This window comes from Aeribacillus composti, assembly GCF_031760945.1.
Lineage (GTDB): Bacteria > Bacillota > Bacilli > Bacillales > Aeribacillaceae > Aeribacillus > Aeribacillus composti.
In genome coordinates this window covers 2,852,652-2,870,037 of record NZ_CP134501.1, presented here as the reverse complement: position 1 = coordinate 2,870,037, position 17,386 = coordinate 2,852,652, and the positions used below count along the sequence as shown (strand labels likewise).

At 39.6% G+C, this 17,386-nt stretch carries 15 protein-coding genes; 11 read left to right on the top strand and 4 right to left on the bottom strand.

Features of this window, described 5'->3' with window-relative positions; translation table 11 throughout:
- Positions 1-51 precede the first annotated feature (51 nt).
- The 4 genes from RI196_RS13960 to RI196_RS13945 all read left to right on the top strand — a co-directional run bounded on the left by RI196_RS13960 (position 52) and on the right by RI196_RS13945 (position 5,279).
- The gene (locus RI196_RS13960) at positions 52-1,041 is read left to right on the top strand and encodes a class I SAM-dependent methyltransferase (RefSeq protein WP_066247837.1); all 990 of its coding nucleotides are present in this window, start codon (positions 52-54) and stop codon (positions 1,039-1,041) included.
- A 365-nt stretch (positions 1,042-1,406) separates the two neighbouring features.
- Positions 1,407-2,597 (top strand): acetate kinase, encoded by a 1,191-nt coding sequence (locus tag RI196_RS13955; protein WP_063387378.1) that lies wholly within the window; start codon positions 1,407-1,409, stop codon positions 2,595-2,597.
- A 327-nt stretch (positions 2,598-2,924) separates the two neighbouring features.
- Complete coding sequence (locus tag RI196_RS13950; protein WP_311066387.1) at positions 2,925-4,382, top strand: alkaline phosphatase family protein; 1,458 nt, start codon at positions 2,925-2,927, stop codon at positions 4,380-4,382.
- Between the two features lie 75 nt (positions 4,383-4,457).
- Complete coding sequence (locus RI196_RS13945; protein ID WP_311066386.1) at positions 4,458-5,279, top strand: EcsC family protein; 822 nt, start codon at positions 4,458-4,460, stop codon at positions 5,277-5,279.
- A 12-nt stretch (positions 5,280-5,291) separates the two neighbouring features.
- Here RI196_RS13945 and RI196_RS13940 read toward each other — a convergent pair whose 3' ends face one another.
- On the bottom strand, positions 5,292-5,588 hold the full coding sequence (locus RI196_RS13940) for a hypothetical protein (RefSeq protein ID WP_375338757.1): 297 nt from the start codon (positions 5,586-5,588) through the stop codon (positions 5,292-5,294).
- A 172-nt stretch (positions 5,589-5,760) separates the two neighbouring features.
- On the opposite strand from RI196_RS13940, the gene RI196_RS13935 reads away from it, so the two are divergent.
- The 5 genes from RI196_RS13935 (at position 5,761) to RI196_RS13915 (ending at position 11,536) form a co-directional block, all read left to right on the top strand.
- Complete coding sequence (locus RI196_RS13935) at positions 5,761-6,966, top strand: argininosuccinate synthase (RefSeq protein ID WP_063387384.1); 1,206 nt, start codon at positions 5,761-5,763, stop codon at positions 6,964-6,966.
- The gene (gene argH, locus RI196_RS13930) at positions 6,963-8,333 is read left to right on the top strand and encodes an argininosuccinate lyase (protein ID WP_063387385.1); all 1,371 of its coding nucleotides are present in this window, start codon (positions 6,963-6,965) and stop codon (positions 8,331-8,333) included. The genes RI196_RS13935 and argH overlap by 4 nt, the downstream gene beginning before the upstream one ends.
- A gap of 229 nt (positions 8,334-8,562) precedes the next feature.
- Positions 8,563-9,324, top strand: a complete 762-nt coding sequence (locus tag RI196_RS13925) for an SDR family oxidoreductase (protein WP_063387386.1) — start codon at positions 8,563-8,565, stop codon at positions 9,322-9,324.
- A 69-nt stretch (positions 9,325-9,393) separates the two neighbouring features.
- A complete protein-coding gene (locus tag RI196_RS13920; RefSeq protein ID WP_063387387.1) occupies positions 9,394-10,074 on the top strand; it encodes a metal-dependent hydrolase in 681 nt (226 codons plus the stop codon).
- Between the two features lie 142 nt (positions 10,075-10,216).
- The gene (locus RI196_RS13915; protein ID WP_066247825.1) at positions 10,217-11,536 is read left to right on the top strand and encodes a CBS domain-containing protein; all 1,320 of its coding nucleotides are present in this window, start codon (positions 10,217-10,219) and stop codon (positions 11,534-11,536) included.
- Positions 11,537-11,583: 47 nt separating this feature from the next.
- Here the strand turns inward: RI196_RS13915 and RI196_RS13910 are convergent, their stop codons facing one another.
- Entirely contained in the window at positions 11,584-11,883 is a 300-nt protein-coding gene (locus RI196_RS13910; RefSeq protein WP_063387389.1) for a YtpI family protein, read from the bottom strand.
- A gap of 88 nt (positions 11,884-11,971) precedes the next feature.
- On the opposite strand from RI196_RS13910, the gene RI196_RS13905 reads away from it, so the two are divergent.
- On the top strand, positions 11,972-12,910 hold the full coding sequence (locus RI196_RS13905; RefSeq protein ID WP_130156151.1) for a DHH family phosphoesterase: 939 nt from the start codon (positions 11,972-11,974) through the stop codon (positions 12,908-12,910).
- Positions 12,911-12,956: 46 nt separating this feature from the next.
- On the opposite strand, the gene ytrI is transcribed toward RI196_RS13905, so the two are convergent.
- Together ytrI and ytrH are read right to left on the bottom strand one after the other, a co-directional pair.
- Positions 12,957-13,460 (bottom strand): sporulation membrane protein YtrI, encoded by a 504-nt coding sequence (ytrI, locus tag RI196_RS13900; RefSeq protein ID WP_066247820.1) that lies wholly within the window; start codon positions 13,458-13,460, stop codon positions 12,957-12,959.
- Complete coding sequence (ytrH, locus tag RI196_RS13895) at positions 13,457-13,795, bottom strand: sporulation membrane protein YtrH (RefSeq protein ID WP_063387392.1); 339 nt, start codon at positions 13,793-13,795, stop codon at positions 13,457-13,459. The genes ytrI and ytrH overlap by 4 nt, the downstream gene beginning before the upstream one ends.
- A 213-nt stretch (positions 13,796-14,008) precedes the next feature.
- On the opposite strand from ytrH, the gene dnaE reads away from it, so the two are divergent.
- Entirely contained in the window at positions 14,009-17,347 is a 3,339-nt protein-coding gene (dnaE, locus tag RI196_RS13890; protein WP_311066385.1) for a DNA polymerase III subunit alpha, read from the top strand.
- The last annotated feature ends 39 nt before the right edge of the window (positions 17,348-17,386 follow it).

Sequence of the window (17,386 nt, the reverse complement as noted above, 5' to 3'; positions counted from 1 at the left end):
AATGAAACGCTAAAATGAAAGGATGTGACGAGCTTAAAGGAGGAAGCCTTTATGCAAGGATTTTCAAATGTTGAAAAACTGTTTTCACTCATTAATGAGACGGCAGAAATCATTAAAAACGAAATGAATTGTACATACATTGAAGCGATAGCGAACACAGGAGAAAACCTGTTTCACGGAACTGCAGTTCAAGATTCCATTAGCGAAATTACAAGTAAAAAACTGAACAATATATACCGGACGTTTCATTTGGATCACTACTCAAATGAAGAAATTCGGAGAGCTTTTCAGCTCGCTGTTTTAAAAGGATTAAAGGAAGATAATCAGCAAATCCACCAAATGACCCCTGACAGCGTTTGCATATTGCTCGGCTATCTTGTGCAAAAATTTTTTCAAGATGAAAAAAATTTAATGATTTTAGACCCTGCTGTAGGTTCGGGTAATTTACTCTCGGCTGTCTTAAACCAACTGGAAGCAAAGCAAGTTGAAAGCATTGGAATCGATATAAATGATTTGTTAGTTAAAATCGCTTATGTGAATGCAAATTTGCAGAAGCATTCTATTGACTTTTATAATCAGGACAGCTTAAAAAACCTTTTTATCGACCCTGTGGATGCGGTGGTGTGCGACTTGCCAGTCGGCTATTATCCCGATCATGACGTCGCAAAGCATTTTGAATTGAAGGCTGATGAAGGCCATTCTTACGCCCATCATCTTTTTATTGAGCAGAGCATCCGCTATACAAAAGAAGGCGGTTATTTGTTTTTCCTTATACCAAACCATCTTTTTGAGACGCCTGAAGCTCCAAAATTGAATCGATATCTAAAAGAAAATACAGTGATCCAAGGCCTGTTGCAGCTCCCGCGCTCCATGTTTAAATCGGAAAATAGTCGAAAAAGCATCTTTATTTTGCAAAAAAAGGGAGAAGGAATTGTACCGCCCAAACGGGTTATGCTTGTTGATCTACCGAAATTTTCGAATAAAAAAGCTCTTGCTTCGATTATGGATCAAATTGATGAGTGGCTCCGGACAAATAAATGAAAAGATGAAGACACTAAAAGGTGACAGCCATGTCGCCTTTTTTTTTAGGATTCGGTTTATTTCTTCTATTTTTCATAAAAACTAAACTAGAGAAAAGAAATCTTCGGTTTTAGCGAATAGTGGCTTTCCGTTTCATTTAGGAAGTGGATGGAAGCGCTTTTTATTTTTAGAAATTTTTGTATACAGATAAACATTTATTTTTCACTTGAAATGTTGCTTTATCAATGTTTAAATGTATAGAGCGATCATCTCTCTTTTTAAAATTAGACAAGTCTGGTGTTTCACATATTTTGCTAATTTCTATGTCACATGCAGGAATTTTTAAAAAAGTTTCATCAACAAAAAGAAGGAGAGAATGAAAATACATGCCTAAGATTTTAGCTGTAAATGCTGGAAGCTCTTCATTAAAGTTTAAATTGTTTGAAATGCCGAATGAAGAAGTTTTAACAAAAGGGGTAGTTGAAAGGATTGGTTTGGACCAATCATTTTTTAAGATATATGTTAACGGAGAAGAAAAGAAAGAAAGTTGTCAAATTACCGATTTTTCAATAGCGGTACAGCTTGTGCTAAATAAATTAACTGAATATGGAATTATCCGGACGTTAAATGATATTGACGGAATCGGTCATAGGGTTGTACATGGAGGAGAGATCTTCAGTGACTCAGCGCTTATTACGGATGGAACTTTAAAGAAAATTGAAGAACTCTCTCATTTGGCGCCTTTGCATAATCCAGTCAATGTGCTTGGCATTCGCGCCTTCCAAAAGGTGCTTCCGGACGTTCCAGCGGTAGCGGTGTTCGATACTGCCTTTCACCAATCGATGCCGGAACAATCTTACTTATACAGTTTGCCATATGATTATTATGAAAAATACGGAATTCGCAAATACGGCTTCCATGGAACGTCTCATAAATATGTAACGGAACGGGCAGCTCAATTGCTTGAAAGACCTTTAAAGCATTTGCGGCTTATTTCCTGCCATCTAGGAAATGGTGCCAGCATTGCAGCAGTTGAAGGCGGAAAATCAATCGATACATCGATGGGATTTACGCCTCTTGAAGGTGTTGCGATGGGAACTCGTTCCGGAAGTATTGATCCAGCGCTTATCCCATATATCATGGAAAAAACAGGTAAAACCGCTGATGAAGTTATTAATGTATTAAATAAAAAGAGCGGACTTTTAGGAATATCCGGTTTCTCGAGCGATTTGCGCGATATCGAAGATGCTGCAGCGAAGGGGAATGCTCGCGCCGAATTGGCATTGGCGGTTTTTGCTGACCGCATTCATAAATATATCGGATCTTATGCGGCGCGGATGTGCGGTGTGGATGCGATTATCTTTACCGCCGGCATTGGTGAAAACAGTGACGTTGTCCGCGAACGAGTGCTGCGGGGATTGGAATTTATGGGCGTTTATTGGGATCCTGCCTTAAACAAAGTACGTGGAAAAGAAGCGTTTATTAACTATCCACACTCACCAGTAAAAGTTCTAGTTATACCGACAAATGAAGAAGTGATGATTGCAAGAGATGTAATGAGAATAGCGAATTTATAAGGTTTTGCCGATGGATAACAGCAAAACCTGAACTCGTAACCAACGCAACCTTTTTTCATATTCCGAAATGGATATGAAAGGAGGTTGCTTTTTTTTACCAATAAAAAGTGGAAATAATCTATTTATATGATGAACGATGCATGGGAACTAAAATGATTCATTCCCTCCAACATTTTTTATTTCAAAAATAAAGTAGTGATGATTGAAGGGTGATGAGAATGATAATAGCGTTTAATATTGCTCCGGTTTAAAAAACCGGAGTTTTTTGCATGATTTTCACCTTCTAGACAAATTCTAATAGCAAATAAACGATGAGGATGGAACAAAATGGCTAAAAAAAATGTGATATTGTTGATTATCGATACTCTCATGCTCCCTTTTTTGAAAAAAGCAGTAGACAATAAAATGGCGCCGGCTTTCGCCTTTTTCATGAAGCATGGTACTGCTTCAGAAATTATCAGTCCTTTTCCGACGATGTCCGTCAATGTGGAAAGCAGTCTGCTTACCGGGCATTACTCAGATGTGCATCACGTTCCAGGATTAGTCTGGTTTCATGATGAAGAAAAGCGTCTTATTAATTATGGAACCAATGCATCTGAGCTTTTACAGCTGGGGCTCGCAACTTCATTAAAGGATCCGCTGTACAATATAAATCATGAGCATTTAAACAAAAAGGCCGCAACCATTTTTGAAGAACTGAGCAAAAAGGGGAAAAATTCCGCGTCTATTAATGGACTTCTCTATCGAGGAAGTCAGGAAAAAGTAATGCAGCTTCCGTTTTTATTATCTTTGCTGCCTACTTTTCATAGAAGCCTTACTGTTAAGGGACCGGATTTGTTAACTTACGGCTCCTTCATTAAACAAAACCCATTTGCAAAGTATGGACACTTCTGGCAAAGATTTGGCTTTAATAATCGATTTTCTGCTCAGGAGCTTATTTATCTTATTAAAAATCATTCTTTGCCTCCTTTTACAATGGTCTATTTTCCTGATATGGATCAAATTATACATAAAAAAGGAGTTGAGGATCTGTCAGGAATCGTAAAAACAGATCGTGAATTGCAAAAAGTGTTAGACAGTTTTCATTCATGGGAGGAAGCGCTGAAGAACAATGTTTGGATCATTATGGGCGATAACGGCCAAGCGGTTGTCCGCCCGAGAAATCAAAATCCTCTGATCCATTTAGAAAAGCTACTCAGCCCATATCGTATTACCAAGCTGTCAAAAGGTGTACGGAAGGATGATGATATCGTACTTGCGGTCAATCAACGCATGGCGTTCGTATATTTATTACAGCCGAACCATTCGCTTGAAGAAATTGCAAACATTTTGAAAACAGATGCACGCATCGATGTCATCGCTTGGCGGGAAGAAGAGGAAAAAATAAAAGTTGTTTCAGGGCGGCGGGAAGGAATGCTGATGTTTAAAAAAGGAGGTCAATGGGAAGATCCGTATGGAAGTATGTGGACTTTAAACGGAGACATTGAAGTGTTGGATATTTTCACGGAAGGAAGCCGAATTAAGTACGGGGAATATCCGGATGCGCTGGCAAGATTACATGCAGCCGCTTTGTCACATAAAGGACAATTTCTTATGATTAGCGCTTATCCTGGCTTTGAATTCAAGTACGGGTCATCTCCAGTGCATGTGGGCGGTGCGAGTCATGGCGGTTTACACCAGCATGACTCTTTAGCAGCAATCATCGTTTCAGGGACAGAGCGATTGCCGAAGTATAATCGGATGATAGATGTAAAGGATTGGATTTTATCAATGCTCGACTCTTAAGAGTTATATCAATTCCGTGATATAATATCATTGTATATTTGCGCGCATTTTTTTAAAAAGAAAGGCGGTGCATTTTTGGGGGCCATTTTGGAAGAAAGCTGGGTAAATCAAATGAAATGCTGGGAGGAAGAGTTGGAAAAATGTGCATGTAAATGCACGCTTCCATTTGACAAATGGCTGGAAACAAGATTGAATGACCTTCCTGAGCATATTCAAAAAGAAATGTTTGAGAAGGTCGATTACGTTTTGTTTCATATGCATTCGATTTTGCAAAGCTCGATCTTCTATTCAGAAACACGGAAGCGGATCCTCTCATTTGCACGTGTTATTTCCGATCAAGTTCAAACGATCACTGATTTAAAAAAGCTCCCTTTAGAAGAATGCTATCAATTGGCTGAGAAGGAAATGGCGAAGCAGCGGCTGTATTCCTTTATTCAAGGAGGAATCGCTTCTTCCGGTGGAGTTTTTTCGCTAAGTGCAGATATTGTGCTGCAAATGATTTTTCATATGCGGGCTGTGCAAACATTATCTCTTGCGTATGGTTATGAAGTTTCGTCCCCTTATGAAATGATGCTGTCTCTAAAGGTTTTTCACGGCTCTTTAATGCCGAAACATTTAAAATTTGAAGCGTGGAATCAATTAAAAGAGGAATTACAAAATGGAGATGATGCTTATTTTTATGAGCAGAACGAACCATTTGTCAACCATCAAACTGTATACCAAATCTTAAAATGCATTGCCGTGCAAACATTCAAATATAAAACAATTCGGGGAAAACCGATTTTAAGCTTAATGATCGGAGGCGGCATTCGCTATCGTTCAATGAAAGTGGCCATTGAGTTTGCCCATAAATTTTATCAATATAGACATCATTATGAAGGGATGAGCTTGAGATGAAAATATAATTTCTCAAGCTTTTGTTATATGCGGATCAATCCGGTACCAAAGCCATAAATCATTGATGATGGAAGCAATCTCACTGATTTCTTCATTTAGTCTGCACGAAAGCTCAAAATCCTCTTCGTCATTCAACTGCTCTTGCTTTTTATTTATTATCGCTTCTAAATGTTTAATGCGGTCAGGGATTTGTCCACGTATACATTCCCAATCCGATAAAATTTGCTGTTGAACCTCATTTGGATATTCCTCCCAATGCTTGCTGAATGCAGGAAGAGGAATCCCCAATCTTTCGTTATATTCAAACATTTCCATTCCTCCATTTTTTATTATGCAAATTATATCATAAACAAATAATGCTTTTTTAAAAAAACTATTGAAAAAAGTCAGCAAAACTGTTACATTTTTAATTAATGATTGCATTTTTATGAATAAAAAAGTATTTTTATTCATTTTGTATACATCGGAGAGGAGAATGAACATGTCAAAACCAAAAGTAGTATTGGCCTATTCTGGAGGTTTAGATACATCTGTCGCCATCAAGTGGCTGCAAGAAAAAGGATACGACGTCGTTGCCTGCTGTCTGGACGTTGGGGAAGGGAAGGATTTAGAGTTTATTAAAGAAAAAGCACTAAAAGTCGGTGCTGTACAATCTTATATTATAGATGCGAAAAAAGAGTTTGCGGAAGAATATGCGTTGATCGCCCTTCAGGCACACACCCTTTATGAAGGTAAATATCCTCTTGTTTCCGCTCTTTCAAGACCGCTCATTGCCAAAAAATTAGTGGAAATAGCGGAAAAGACCGGCGCTGTCGCAGTTGCTCACGGTTGTACCGGAAAAGGAAACGACCAAGTGCGCTTTGAAGTTTCCATAAAAGCGTTAAATCCTGAGCTGGAGGTTTTGGCACCTGTTCGGGAATGGAAATGGTCGCGTGAAGAGGAAATTGAATATGCGAAACAGCATGACATTCCAATTCCGATTGATCTTGACAGCCCATATTCCATCGATCAAAACTTATGGGGAAGAAGCAATGAATGCGGAGTTTTAGAAGATCCATGGGCTGCACCGCCTGAGGATGCTTATGAACTGACTTCTTCCATTGAAAATGCGCCGGATGAAGCGGACATCATCGAAATTGAATTTGAACAAGGCGTACCGGTAGCAGTGAACGGTCAAAGAATGCAGTTAGATGAACTTATTTTGAAGCTGAATGCGCTCGCTGGAAAACATGGCGTCGGCAGAATCGATCATGTGGAAAACAGACTTGTCGGCATTAAATCGCGCGAAGTGTACGAATGCCCTGCGGCTATGACATTGATCAAAGCGCATAAAGAATTGGAAGATTTAACACAGGTTAAAGAAGTAGCGCATTTTAAACCGCTGATCGAACAAAAGCTTGCCGAGCTTATTTACAACGGTCTTTGGTTCTCTCCGCTGAAAAGCGCATTGGAAGCATTTTTGAAAGAAACTCAAAAATATGTAACAGGGACAGTGCGCGTAAAATTGTATAAAGGGCACGCAATTGTTGAAGGAAGAAAATCTCCGTACTCGCTTTATGATGAAAAGCTGGCCACCTACACGCAAGAAGATTCATTTGATCATGAAGCAGCAGTCGGCTTTATTAAACTGTTCGGCCTTCCAACAGCGGTGAACAGCATCGTGAAAAACAAGAAGGTGACAATATGAAAAAACTTTGGGGCGGCCGTTTTCAAAAGACGCCCGAAGCATGGGTCGACGAATTCAATGCGTCGATCACGTTTGACAAACAGCTCGTAGAGGAAGACATTCAAGGGAGCCTCGCCCATGTTAAAATGCTTGCCAAGTGCGGCATTTTAACAAAAGAGGAAGGAGAAGCGATTGAAAAAGGGCTGCACCGTCTTTTGGAAAAAGCAAAAAATGGGGAACTTGAATACTCCGTTCAATATGAAGATATTCATTTAAACATTGAAAAAATGTTAATAGATGAAATCGGACCGATCGGTGGAAAGTTGCATACATCAAGAAGCCGCAACGACCAAGTGGCGACCGATATGCATCTATACTTAAAAAAACATGTTGAAGCCATTGTGGAACTGATCAGAGAATTGCAAAAAGCGCTTGTAAACAAAGCTGAACAGCATATTGAGACGATTTTGCCGGGATATACACATTTGCAGCGGGCGCAGCCGGTTTCATTCGCCCATCATTTATTGGCTTATTTTTGGATGCTTGAGCGTGACAAATCTAGATTTACAGAATCTTTGAAACGGATTAATATCAGTCCGCTTGGCGCTGCCGCATTAGCTGGGACAACCTTTCCGATTGACCGGAAATATACGGCTGAGCTTTTAGGCTTCGATGAAGTTTATTTAAACAGCCTGGATGCGGTGAGCGACAGGGATTTTATTGTTGAATTTATGAGCAACAGCTCGCTGTTGATGATTCATCTCTCAAGATTTTGCGAAGAATTAATTTTATGGTGCTCGCAGGAATTCCAGTTCGTTGAAATGGATGACGCTTATTCGACCGGCAGCAGCATCATGCCACAAAAGAAAAATCCGGATATGGCGGAATTAATTCGAGGGAAGAGCGGTCGCGTCGTCGGCAACCTCGTCGGTTTGCTGACGGTTTTAAAAGGTCTCCCTCTTGCCTATAACAAAGACCTGCAGGAAGATAAAGAGGGCATGTTCGATACTGTGAAAACAGTAGAGGGCTGTTTGCAAATTATGACGGGAATGATCGAAACGCTGAAAGTAAATAAAGAGCAGATGGAAAAATCGGTGAAGCAGGATTTTTCAAACGCTACTGAACTCGCTGACTATTTGGCGAAAAAAGGTCTTCCTTTCCGCGAAGCTCATGAAGTAGTCGGAAAACTTGTATATAAATGCATTCAAAAAGGAATCTATTTACTTGACTTGCCATTAGAAGAGTATAAGGAAGCATCCTCTCTGTTTGAAAATGATGTATATGAAGTTCTGAACCCATACGAAGCGGTCAACAAACGAAACAGCTTAGGTGGAACCGGATTTAAGGAAGTAAAGGAGCAAATCAATAAAGCAAAGGCGATTATATAAATCCAACTCCATTTGTTTTAATTGAATAAAGACCTTCAATGAAAAATCAGTCTTCTGCGCATAAGCTGAAACAGGCGGGTACTCATTGTGCCCGCTTTTTTGTATGGAAAGGCCGCCTTGCACTTGCATTCCAACCTCTTGCTGATAAAAATCGTGGAAGCTATTCCGTTTTTGCATTTTAAAAAATTATTGTAAAATGATTGTAGTAAATAAAGGGAGGAATTGATGGGTGCGCCATGCAATTGTTACGGCAGGCTCAAGAGGTCTTGGAAGAAAGGTGACCGAATTATTTTTGGAAAAGGGGTACAGCGTGACGGTCAGTTATCACAATAATCAAACAGGAGTTGAACAACTGCAGGAAAAATATGCTTCTATGCGCGACCGTTTGCTGTTTATACGATGTGATGTGACGAAAAAGGAAGATTTAATTCGGCTGATTGATCAAACTTATCAGTGCTTTGGCCGTATTGACTGTTTAGTTAATAATGCGGGTCCGTATATATTTGAGAGGAAAAAGCTTGCTGATTATTCTGATCAGGAATGGTATGAAATGATTGAAGGAAATTTAAGCTCGGTGTTTCATTTAGTGAAACGAACAATCCCGATTATGAGGAAACAAAAGTACGGCCGAATCATTACCTACGGCTTCCAAGGTGCCGGGGATGCTTCAGGTTGGCTTCACCGCTCGGCGTTCAGCGCGGCTAAGACCGGACTAGTCTCTTTGACAAAAACGATTGCTATTGAAGAGGCGGAAAACGGCATCACAGCGAATATGGTTTGTCCAGGAAACATTACGGCGGAAATGAAAGAGGCGACCATTGAAGAAGCTAGAAAGCATATTGACGTGAACACGCCGATTGGAAGATCAGGTACAGGGGAAGATATCGCAAGAATTATAACCTTTTTGTGCGATGAACAGTCAGATTTTATTACAGGCGCCATAATTGAAGCGACGGGAGCCGCTAATGTCATTCATCGATTTCATCAATAACGATAAAACGTTTTCAAAAGCATAAGTTTCCAGTAAAATGAAAGTAGATTCAAAAAGGAGGGTTTTTTTATGAAGGTTTCCTTTCACGGTCATTCCATCGTTCAAATTGAAACAAATGGGAAAAACATTATCATTGATCCGTTCATTAATGGGAACGGGCAAACTGATTTGAAGGTTGAAGATGTGAAAGCAGATGTCATTTTGTTGACACACGGCCATAATGATCATGTAGGGGATACGGTTGAGATTGCAAAAAGAAATGATTCGTTAGTCGTGGCGATTGCAGAGCTGGCTACATACTTGAGCTGGAAAGGGATTAAAACCCATGGAATGAGCATCGGGGGAGCATACGAGTTTGAGTTTGGAAAAGTAAAGCTGACTCAGGCTTTCCATGGCTCCAGCTATACGGAAGATAACCAAAACATTGTGTATACTGGCATGCCAGCAGGAATTTTGTTGACAGCTGAGGACAAAACGATTTATCATGCAGGCGATACAGCATTGTTTTCTGATATGAAATTAATTGGAGAACGCAATGAAATTGATTTAGCCTTTTTGCCAATTGGCGATAATTATACAATGGGGCCGGAGGATGCTCTTACAGCAGCAGAATGGATTCGAGCTAAAAAAGTCGTGCCAATTCATTACAACACGTTCCCAGTGATCCAGCAAAACCCTGAAGATTTTGTTTCCAAGCTTCCAGACGGTGTCGGTCTCCTATTGAAACCAGGAGAAACAATCGAACTGTGAGATTTTTGATGGACGGCTTTTAGCCGTTCATTTTACGTATTATGAGTTCCAAGCATTTGTTTGCTAAACAGTAAATTTTAGGAAAAAATAAGTAAATGTTTGAAGAATTCGCCAATCATGTAACTTAAAAGGAGGGAAGAAATTGGCGACAAAGCATGAACAAATTTTGAACTATATTGAGTCTCTGCCCGTCGGAGATAAAATTTCAGTCAGACAAATTGCCAAAGTTATGAATGTCAGTGAAGGAACTGCCTATCGTGCGATTAAAGATGCGGAAAATAAAGGCTTTGTCAGCACAATCGAAAGGGTCGGCACCATTCGAATTGAAAAAAAGAAAAAAGACAATATTGAAAAGCTGACATTTGCGGAGGTTGTCAATATTGTCGACGGACAAGTGTTAGGCGGCAGGGCCGGCCTTCATAAAACATTAAATAAATTCGTTATCGGCGCCATGAAATTGGAAGCGATGATGAGATATACAGGTGCTGGAAACTTGCTCATTGTCGGCAACAGGACAAAAGCTCAGCAGTCGGCTTTGGAAGCAGGAGCCGCCGTTTTAATAACCGGGGGATTTGACACAGATGATTATGTAAAAAAACTGGCGGATGAGCTCGAGCTCCCGATAATATCCACTAGCTACGATACTTTTACAGTGGCTACGATGATAAACAGAGCGATATATGACCAGCTGATCAAAAAGGAAATCGTGTTAGTGGAAGACATTTTGACCCCATTAGAAAAAACTGTCACGTTAACCCCGAATGATCCGATTGAACGCTGGTTTGAATACAACCGGCAAACTGGACACGGACGATTCCCGGTCATTGATCAAGGTTTGAAGGTTGTTGGAATTGTCACGGCAAAGGATATTATGACGTCAGATCGAAAAACATCCATTGAAAAAGTGATGACAAAAAGTCCGATAACCGTTACAGGAAAAACATCTGTCGCTTCAGCTGCGCAAATAATGGTTTGGGAAGGAATTGAAGTATTGCCTGTTGTGGACGGAAACGGCCGCCTATCAGGTATGATTTCCAGACAGGACGTTTTAAAGGCTCTCCATTCAATTGAACGGCAGCCGCACACAGGTGAAAAAATTGATGACATCATCACGAGGCAGATGATCAATCTTTCTGATGAAGCAAAAGAATCAAACATTTTTAAATGTGAAGTAACACCGCAAATGACAAACCAGTTCGGTACCATTTCATACGGTGCCTTCACAACTCTAGTTACAGAAGCGGCCAATTATCATTTGAGACAGAAAAAGAAAGGCGAGCTTGTCGTTGAGAATATGACGATTTATTTTTTGAAACCTGTTCAAATGGAAAGCATGATTGAAATTCATCCGAAAATATTGGACGTGGGTCGAAAATTCGGGAAAATTGATGTGGAAGTATTCCATGAAAACACTTTAGTCGGCAAAGCTATGTTAATGGTGCAAATCATGGATCGTAATTAAAAAAAGACTGTCTGAAAAATAAGGACAGTCTCTTCCATATAATTTTCTTAGCGGGCATTTTCGCTTTCTTTGATTGCCAAAGGCAAATAATATTTGTAAGCTTTATATCCTGCCCAAATGCTCAGACAACCTGTTATAATAAAAACAACACCGACGATGAGCGCAACAGTGGATCGGTTTAAAAACATTTGGTTTAATCCGAAAAAGAAAACAAACAATCCTAGAGAAATGCTAGATTTAGATGAAATCCAGCTTCTTTCCATCGGACGTTTCGTGCGAAAATATTTGATTTTGTAAAAAACATAAAAAGATAAAGAAATGACCGTTAGGATAGCTAAAACAGGCATGATGTCAACCTCCATCTAAGTATCGTATATCATTTTACCATTAGTAAATGATGAAATAAAACATTTATGATGATAAAGGAGAGCTGAAATGAAACAACAGATTTTAAATGAAATAAAAGCATTCGATACGATTATTATACATAGACATGTCCGGCCGGATCCTGATGCATACGGTTCTCAGTGCGGGCTTGCGGAATTGTTAAAAGAATCGTTTCCTGAAAAAAACATATATGTAGTCGGCAACGATGAGCCTTCTTTAACGTTTTTGTACAAAATGGATGAAATTCAAGATGACGTCTATCAAGAAGCGCTCGTCATCGTATGTGACACAGCTAACCAAGAACGAATTTGCGATCAAAGATATGATAAAGGGAAAAAATTGATCAAAATCGATCATCATCCAAATGAAGATCCTTATGGAGATATAGTCTGGGTAGACACATCTGCCAGCTCTGTCAGCGAAATGATTTATGAATTTTATCTATTTGGCAAAGATCAAGGCTTAACGTTATCGAAAAAAGCAGCCAGTCTCATTTATGCCGGAATTGTTGGGGATACAGGAAGATTTTTGTTTTCAAATACGACGAAAAAAACGTTCCAATATGCAAGCGAGATTATAGACTATGGGTTTTCATTTACGCAAATATACGACGAAATGTATAAAACGAAACTTAATGTGGCGAAGCTGAACGGTTACGTCCTGCAAAATTTCGTTTTGACTGATTCAGGGGCCGCTTATATAAAGCTTCCTAAAGAACTATTGGACGAATACCGCGTCACTCCTTCCGAAGCTTCACAGCTCGTCGGTGCTTTAGGAAATATTGAAGGGATCAAGGCGTGGGTGCTGTTTGTCGAGGAAAACAACGAAATTCGGGTCAGATTCCGCTCGAAGGGAATCGTGATCAATGAGCTTGCAAAACGCTTTAAAGGCGGAGGCCATCCGCTTGCGGCCGGAGCTACGATCGACAGCTGGGAAACTGCGGATCAAATCATTCAAGAGCTGGTCGCTTTATGTAAAACATCTTAAGGAGGGCGCTTTTTCCCTCCTCATAATAGGAGAAAAGTTGGCATTATTATTTGCTCAATTTCAATTCTACTTCAACAATAATGGTCGGTGTAATGACAAGCTCCACGACAGTAGCGTTGTATTCTTTGTCATCTATTTTATATTTTCTATTTTCAATCGTTTTGGCAATTAAATGCCTTGTTTTCACAACACTGTCAATATCTTTTGCAATTAAATCAGCTAAATCGTTTTTGATCGTATTTTCAATCGAATATTTCATTAATTCATCCAGCTTATATTTTTCCGCATTTTTAATTTCGATTTTGACATCCTGTACAGTCAATAATTCTAAGTTTCTCTTATTTAGCTCTTTGTAATCCCTCTGCCAAATTTGAATGTCGTTTTTTAATTGTTCGATCGTTTCTTGCTGTGTTGAAATGATTTTTACTTGTTTTTCTTGGTAATAGCCAAAGGAATATAGAAAAAACCCCCAGCTAATAAGAGCTCCTACGGCAACTCCGGCAAAAAAACGCTGCCATGAAGGCTTTTTATAATAAGGCGGGATTCTCATTGCGAAACATGCTCCTGTGTGAACCAAGAGATTAAGAGCCAGCCTGTTTGAGAACCGCCCATGGCGGAAATGATTAACAAAATCTGTTTCACAATGTCCTTTGTCGCTCCTTCAAAAATCCCTCGTTCAAAGCTGTAAAACGCATCAAACGTCCCTCCAATAGCTGCAACAAGAGCCCAAATTTTCAATTTGTTTGCCATTCTGAAAATGGAGGTGAGAGGAGCATCGCCTGTAATATATGCGCCAATACCGCCGATTAACGAGCCGCCGAAAATGACTCCTAACGCAATAAAATACACTTTAATAAAGGTTGCAATAAAAGTATCTGTTTCCATTGAGCTTCCACCATCCTTTCTTCCGTTCATTGGGGAAATATGATTATAATAAACTTGCTAAATAGCCGGTTTCAGCAAGCAGTGAAAAGGCTTGGTTTATTCTCTTTCTTTATATGTATATGGATGGGAAGATGAAAGTATGAAGTTTGTCTTTCATTGAAAACAATGACTATAATTGTTTTAAGAAATCATTGAAAAAAGGTGGGGTCTTCATTGCCTTTTGTTCACCTACAAGTGAAGAGCGCCTATAGTTTGCTGGCTAGTGCTGCTGGATTGGACAAGCTTGTCCGCTATGCGAAAAAAACTGGTCAAACAGCTCTAGCCTTGACAGACCATCATGTCATGTATGGAGCGATCTCTTTTTATAAAATTTGTAAAGAACACGGGATTAAACCGATTTTCGGTTTAACTGCTACCGTTATCATAAAAAACGAACCGTATCCTTTTGTTTTGCTTGCTAAAAATAACAGCGGATACCGCAATTTGCTTAAATTAAGCAGTTTGCTGCAAACAAAGTTTCCGAAAGGACTTCCGCTTTCTTTTTTTAAACAATACAGCAGGGATCTTTTTGTGATCACACCTGGCAGACAAGGCTTGATTGAGCAGTTGCTTATAAACGGACAGATTGCAGAGGCAGGAAAAGCGGTGGAGTTTTTTCAAAGCATGCTCGATCCCAATTCTTTTTACATATCCGTACAAAATCACGGCTTGCCGGAAGAGCAGCAATTAAATGAAAAAATTGCGGAGCTGAGAGAAACGATCAAAGTTCCGATTGTCGCAACGAACGATGTTTTATATGTTGAAAAGGATGATGCATTTGCACACCGCTGTTTGCTGGCGATTAAAGACGGAACGACTGTAGAAGAACAAGACGCAGCGTTTGCTTCCGAATATTATTTAAAATCCCCGGCGGAAATGATAAACAATTTCGCGAACTTTCCTGATTCCATTGAGAATACTGTTCGGATCGCCTCCGAATGCCATGTTGAAATAGAATTAGGCAAAACAAAATTGCCCAAATACCCCTTTTCTGGAGGATTGAGCAGCGATGATTTTCTTGAACAACTGTGCTTTGAAGGATTAAGAAAAAAAGTAACATCCCCTTCGGACGAGTATGTCAAAAGGCTTTCGTATGAGCTGTCTGTTATAAAAAAAATGAATTTTAGCGATTATTTTTTAATCGTTTGGGATTTTATGAAATACGCGCATGAAAAAGGTATTGTAACCGGTCCAGGCCGCGGTTCAGCAGCCGGCTCTTTAGTGGCATATGTACTAGATATTACGAATGTAGATCCAATTCGCTATAATCTATTGTTTGAGCGTTTTTTAAATCCTGAACGTGTTTCTATGCCAGATATCGATATTGATTTTCCGGATACAAGACGGGATGAAATGATTGAATATGTTGCGCGAAAATACGGAAAAGGGCATGTGGCTCAAATCATCACTTTCGGTACTTTTGCGGCCAAAGCTGCTATTCGAGATGTGGCAAAAGCGCTTGGAGCTTCGAATAAAGAGGTGGATGTGCTCGCAAAGCACATACCTTCAAAGCTTGGAATTACTTTAAGAGAAGCATTTGAACAATCGGCAGCATTTCGAAACATCCTTCATTCAATGGAAAAAGGAAAGGAAATTTTTGAAACGGCTTTAAAGCTGGAAGGCTTGCCACGCCATGTATCGACGCATGCTGCGGGAGTGGTGCTAAGCGATTATCCGCTGACTGAAGTCATTCCGATTCAAAATGGTCATCACAATATATATTTAACACAATATTCAATGGATTTTTTAGAAGAAATCGGGCTGTTGAAAATCGATTTTTTAGGTCTGCGAAATTTAACGTTAATAGAAGATATCAAACGTTTAATTGAACGTTACGAGGGAACAAAGCTCTCTGTTCACTTTACAAATTATGATGATGAAAAAACGTTTTCCCTTTTATCGGAAGGAAATACGACAGGTGTGTTCCAATTTGAGTCAGAAGGAATGAGGAAAGTTTTACAAAAGCTAAAACCTACTAATTTGGAAGATTTGGTTGCGGTTAATGCTTTGTATCGTCCAGGACCGATGGAAAACATTCCTGTCTATATCGAACGGAAGCACGGCCGGATGCCGGTAGAATATTTGCATAAAGATTTGCAGCCTATTTTAGAAAAAACATACGGAGTCATTGTGTATCAAGAGCAAATAATGGAAATCGCAGCGAAAATGGCCGGTTTTTCGTTAGGGGAAGCAGACCTGTTGAGACGGGCCGTCGGCAAAAAAATTAAAACGATTTTGGATGAAAACAGAAATCGCTTTATTATAGGTTGTTTAAAAAAAGGATACGACGAAAAAACCGCGAATAAAGTATACGATCTCATTGTTAAATTTGCCAACTACGGTTTTAACCGCAGCCACGCTGTTGCCTACAGCATGATTGCCTATCAGCTTGCTTATTTAAAAGCCCACTATCCTTTATATTTTATGGCTGCGTTAATGTCGAGCATCGGAGGAAATCAAGAAAAATTAGCGCAATATGTTCGAGAAGCTTCAGAAATGGGAATTACAATCCTGCCGCCGTCCATTCATAAAAGCGGTTTTTCTTTTTTAGTGGAAAACGGATCTATCCGATTCGGACTTGCCTCGATTAAAAATGTTGGCATTGCCGCCATGAAAGAAATTGCAAAAGAAAGAAAAAAGAAGCCTTTTGAAGATTTGTTTGATTTTTGTATCAGGATGTCTTCAAAGGCAGTCAATCGCCGAACAATAGAAGCGCTCATTTTTTCTGGTGCGATGGATGATTTTGGGCAAGATCGGGCAACGTTGCTTGCTAGTATTGATGTTGCGCTCGAGCATGCAGAATTGTTCAAAATGGATGAAAAAGAGCAAATCGTTTTTCCGCTTGACGATCTTGCTGCGATTAAACCAAAGTATGTGGAAGTGGAACCGTTCACCATTGAAGAAAAATTAAAATTCGAAAAGGAAACATTAGGATTTTATTTATCAAGCCATCCGATTCAGCCTTACGATTCGGTTTTGAAGCAGCTGGGGGCAGTTCGATTAATGGATTTATCGCAATGGATTGAAAAAAAAGTTCATGTGGGCGCGTATGTGACGAACGTAAAGGCAATTCGCACAAAAAGCGGCCAGGCGATGGCTTTTCTCAATATAAGCGATCAAAGCGGGGATGTAGAAGCGGTCTTGTTTCCTAATGAATACGCAAAGTTCAGCGGAAAAATAAAGAAAGGGAATGTATATTGGTTGACCGGAAAACCGGAAATTAGAAATGAACATGTTCAATATATAATTCAAGACGTAAAAGACATCTCGGAATTTAAACGGCAGCGTGCTTTATTTTTAAAAATTGCAGATGAAGCATCAGAGAAACAAAAGCTTCTCGAAATAAAAAAAGTATTGCAGGATTATCCAGGCAGCATACCTGTATTTATTTACCATGAACGAAAAAAGAAAGCGGTCAAGCTTCCCGAAACATTTGGTGTACAACCGTCTGAACAATGTTTGAATCGATTGCGGGCATTGCTCGGAGAAAGGAATGTCGCCTTGAGAGAATAAACATGTCTTTTTCTTTACAACGGATTGCATGTATAATAT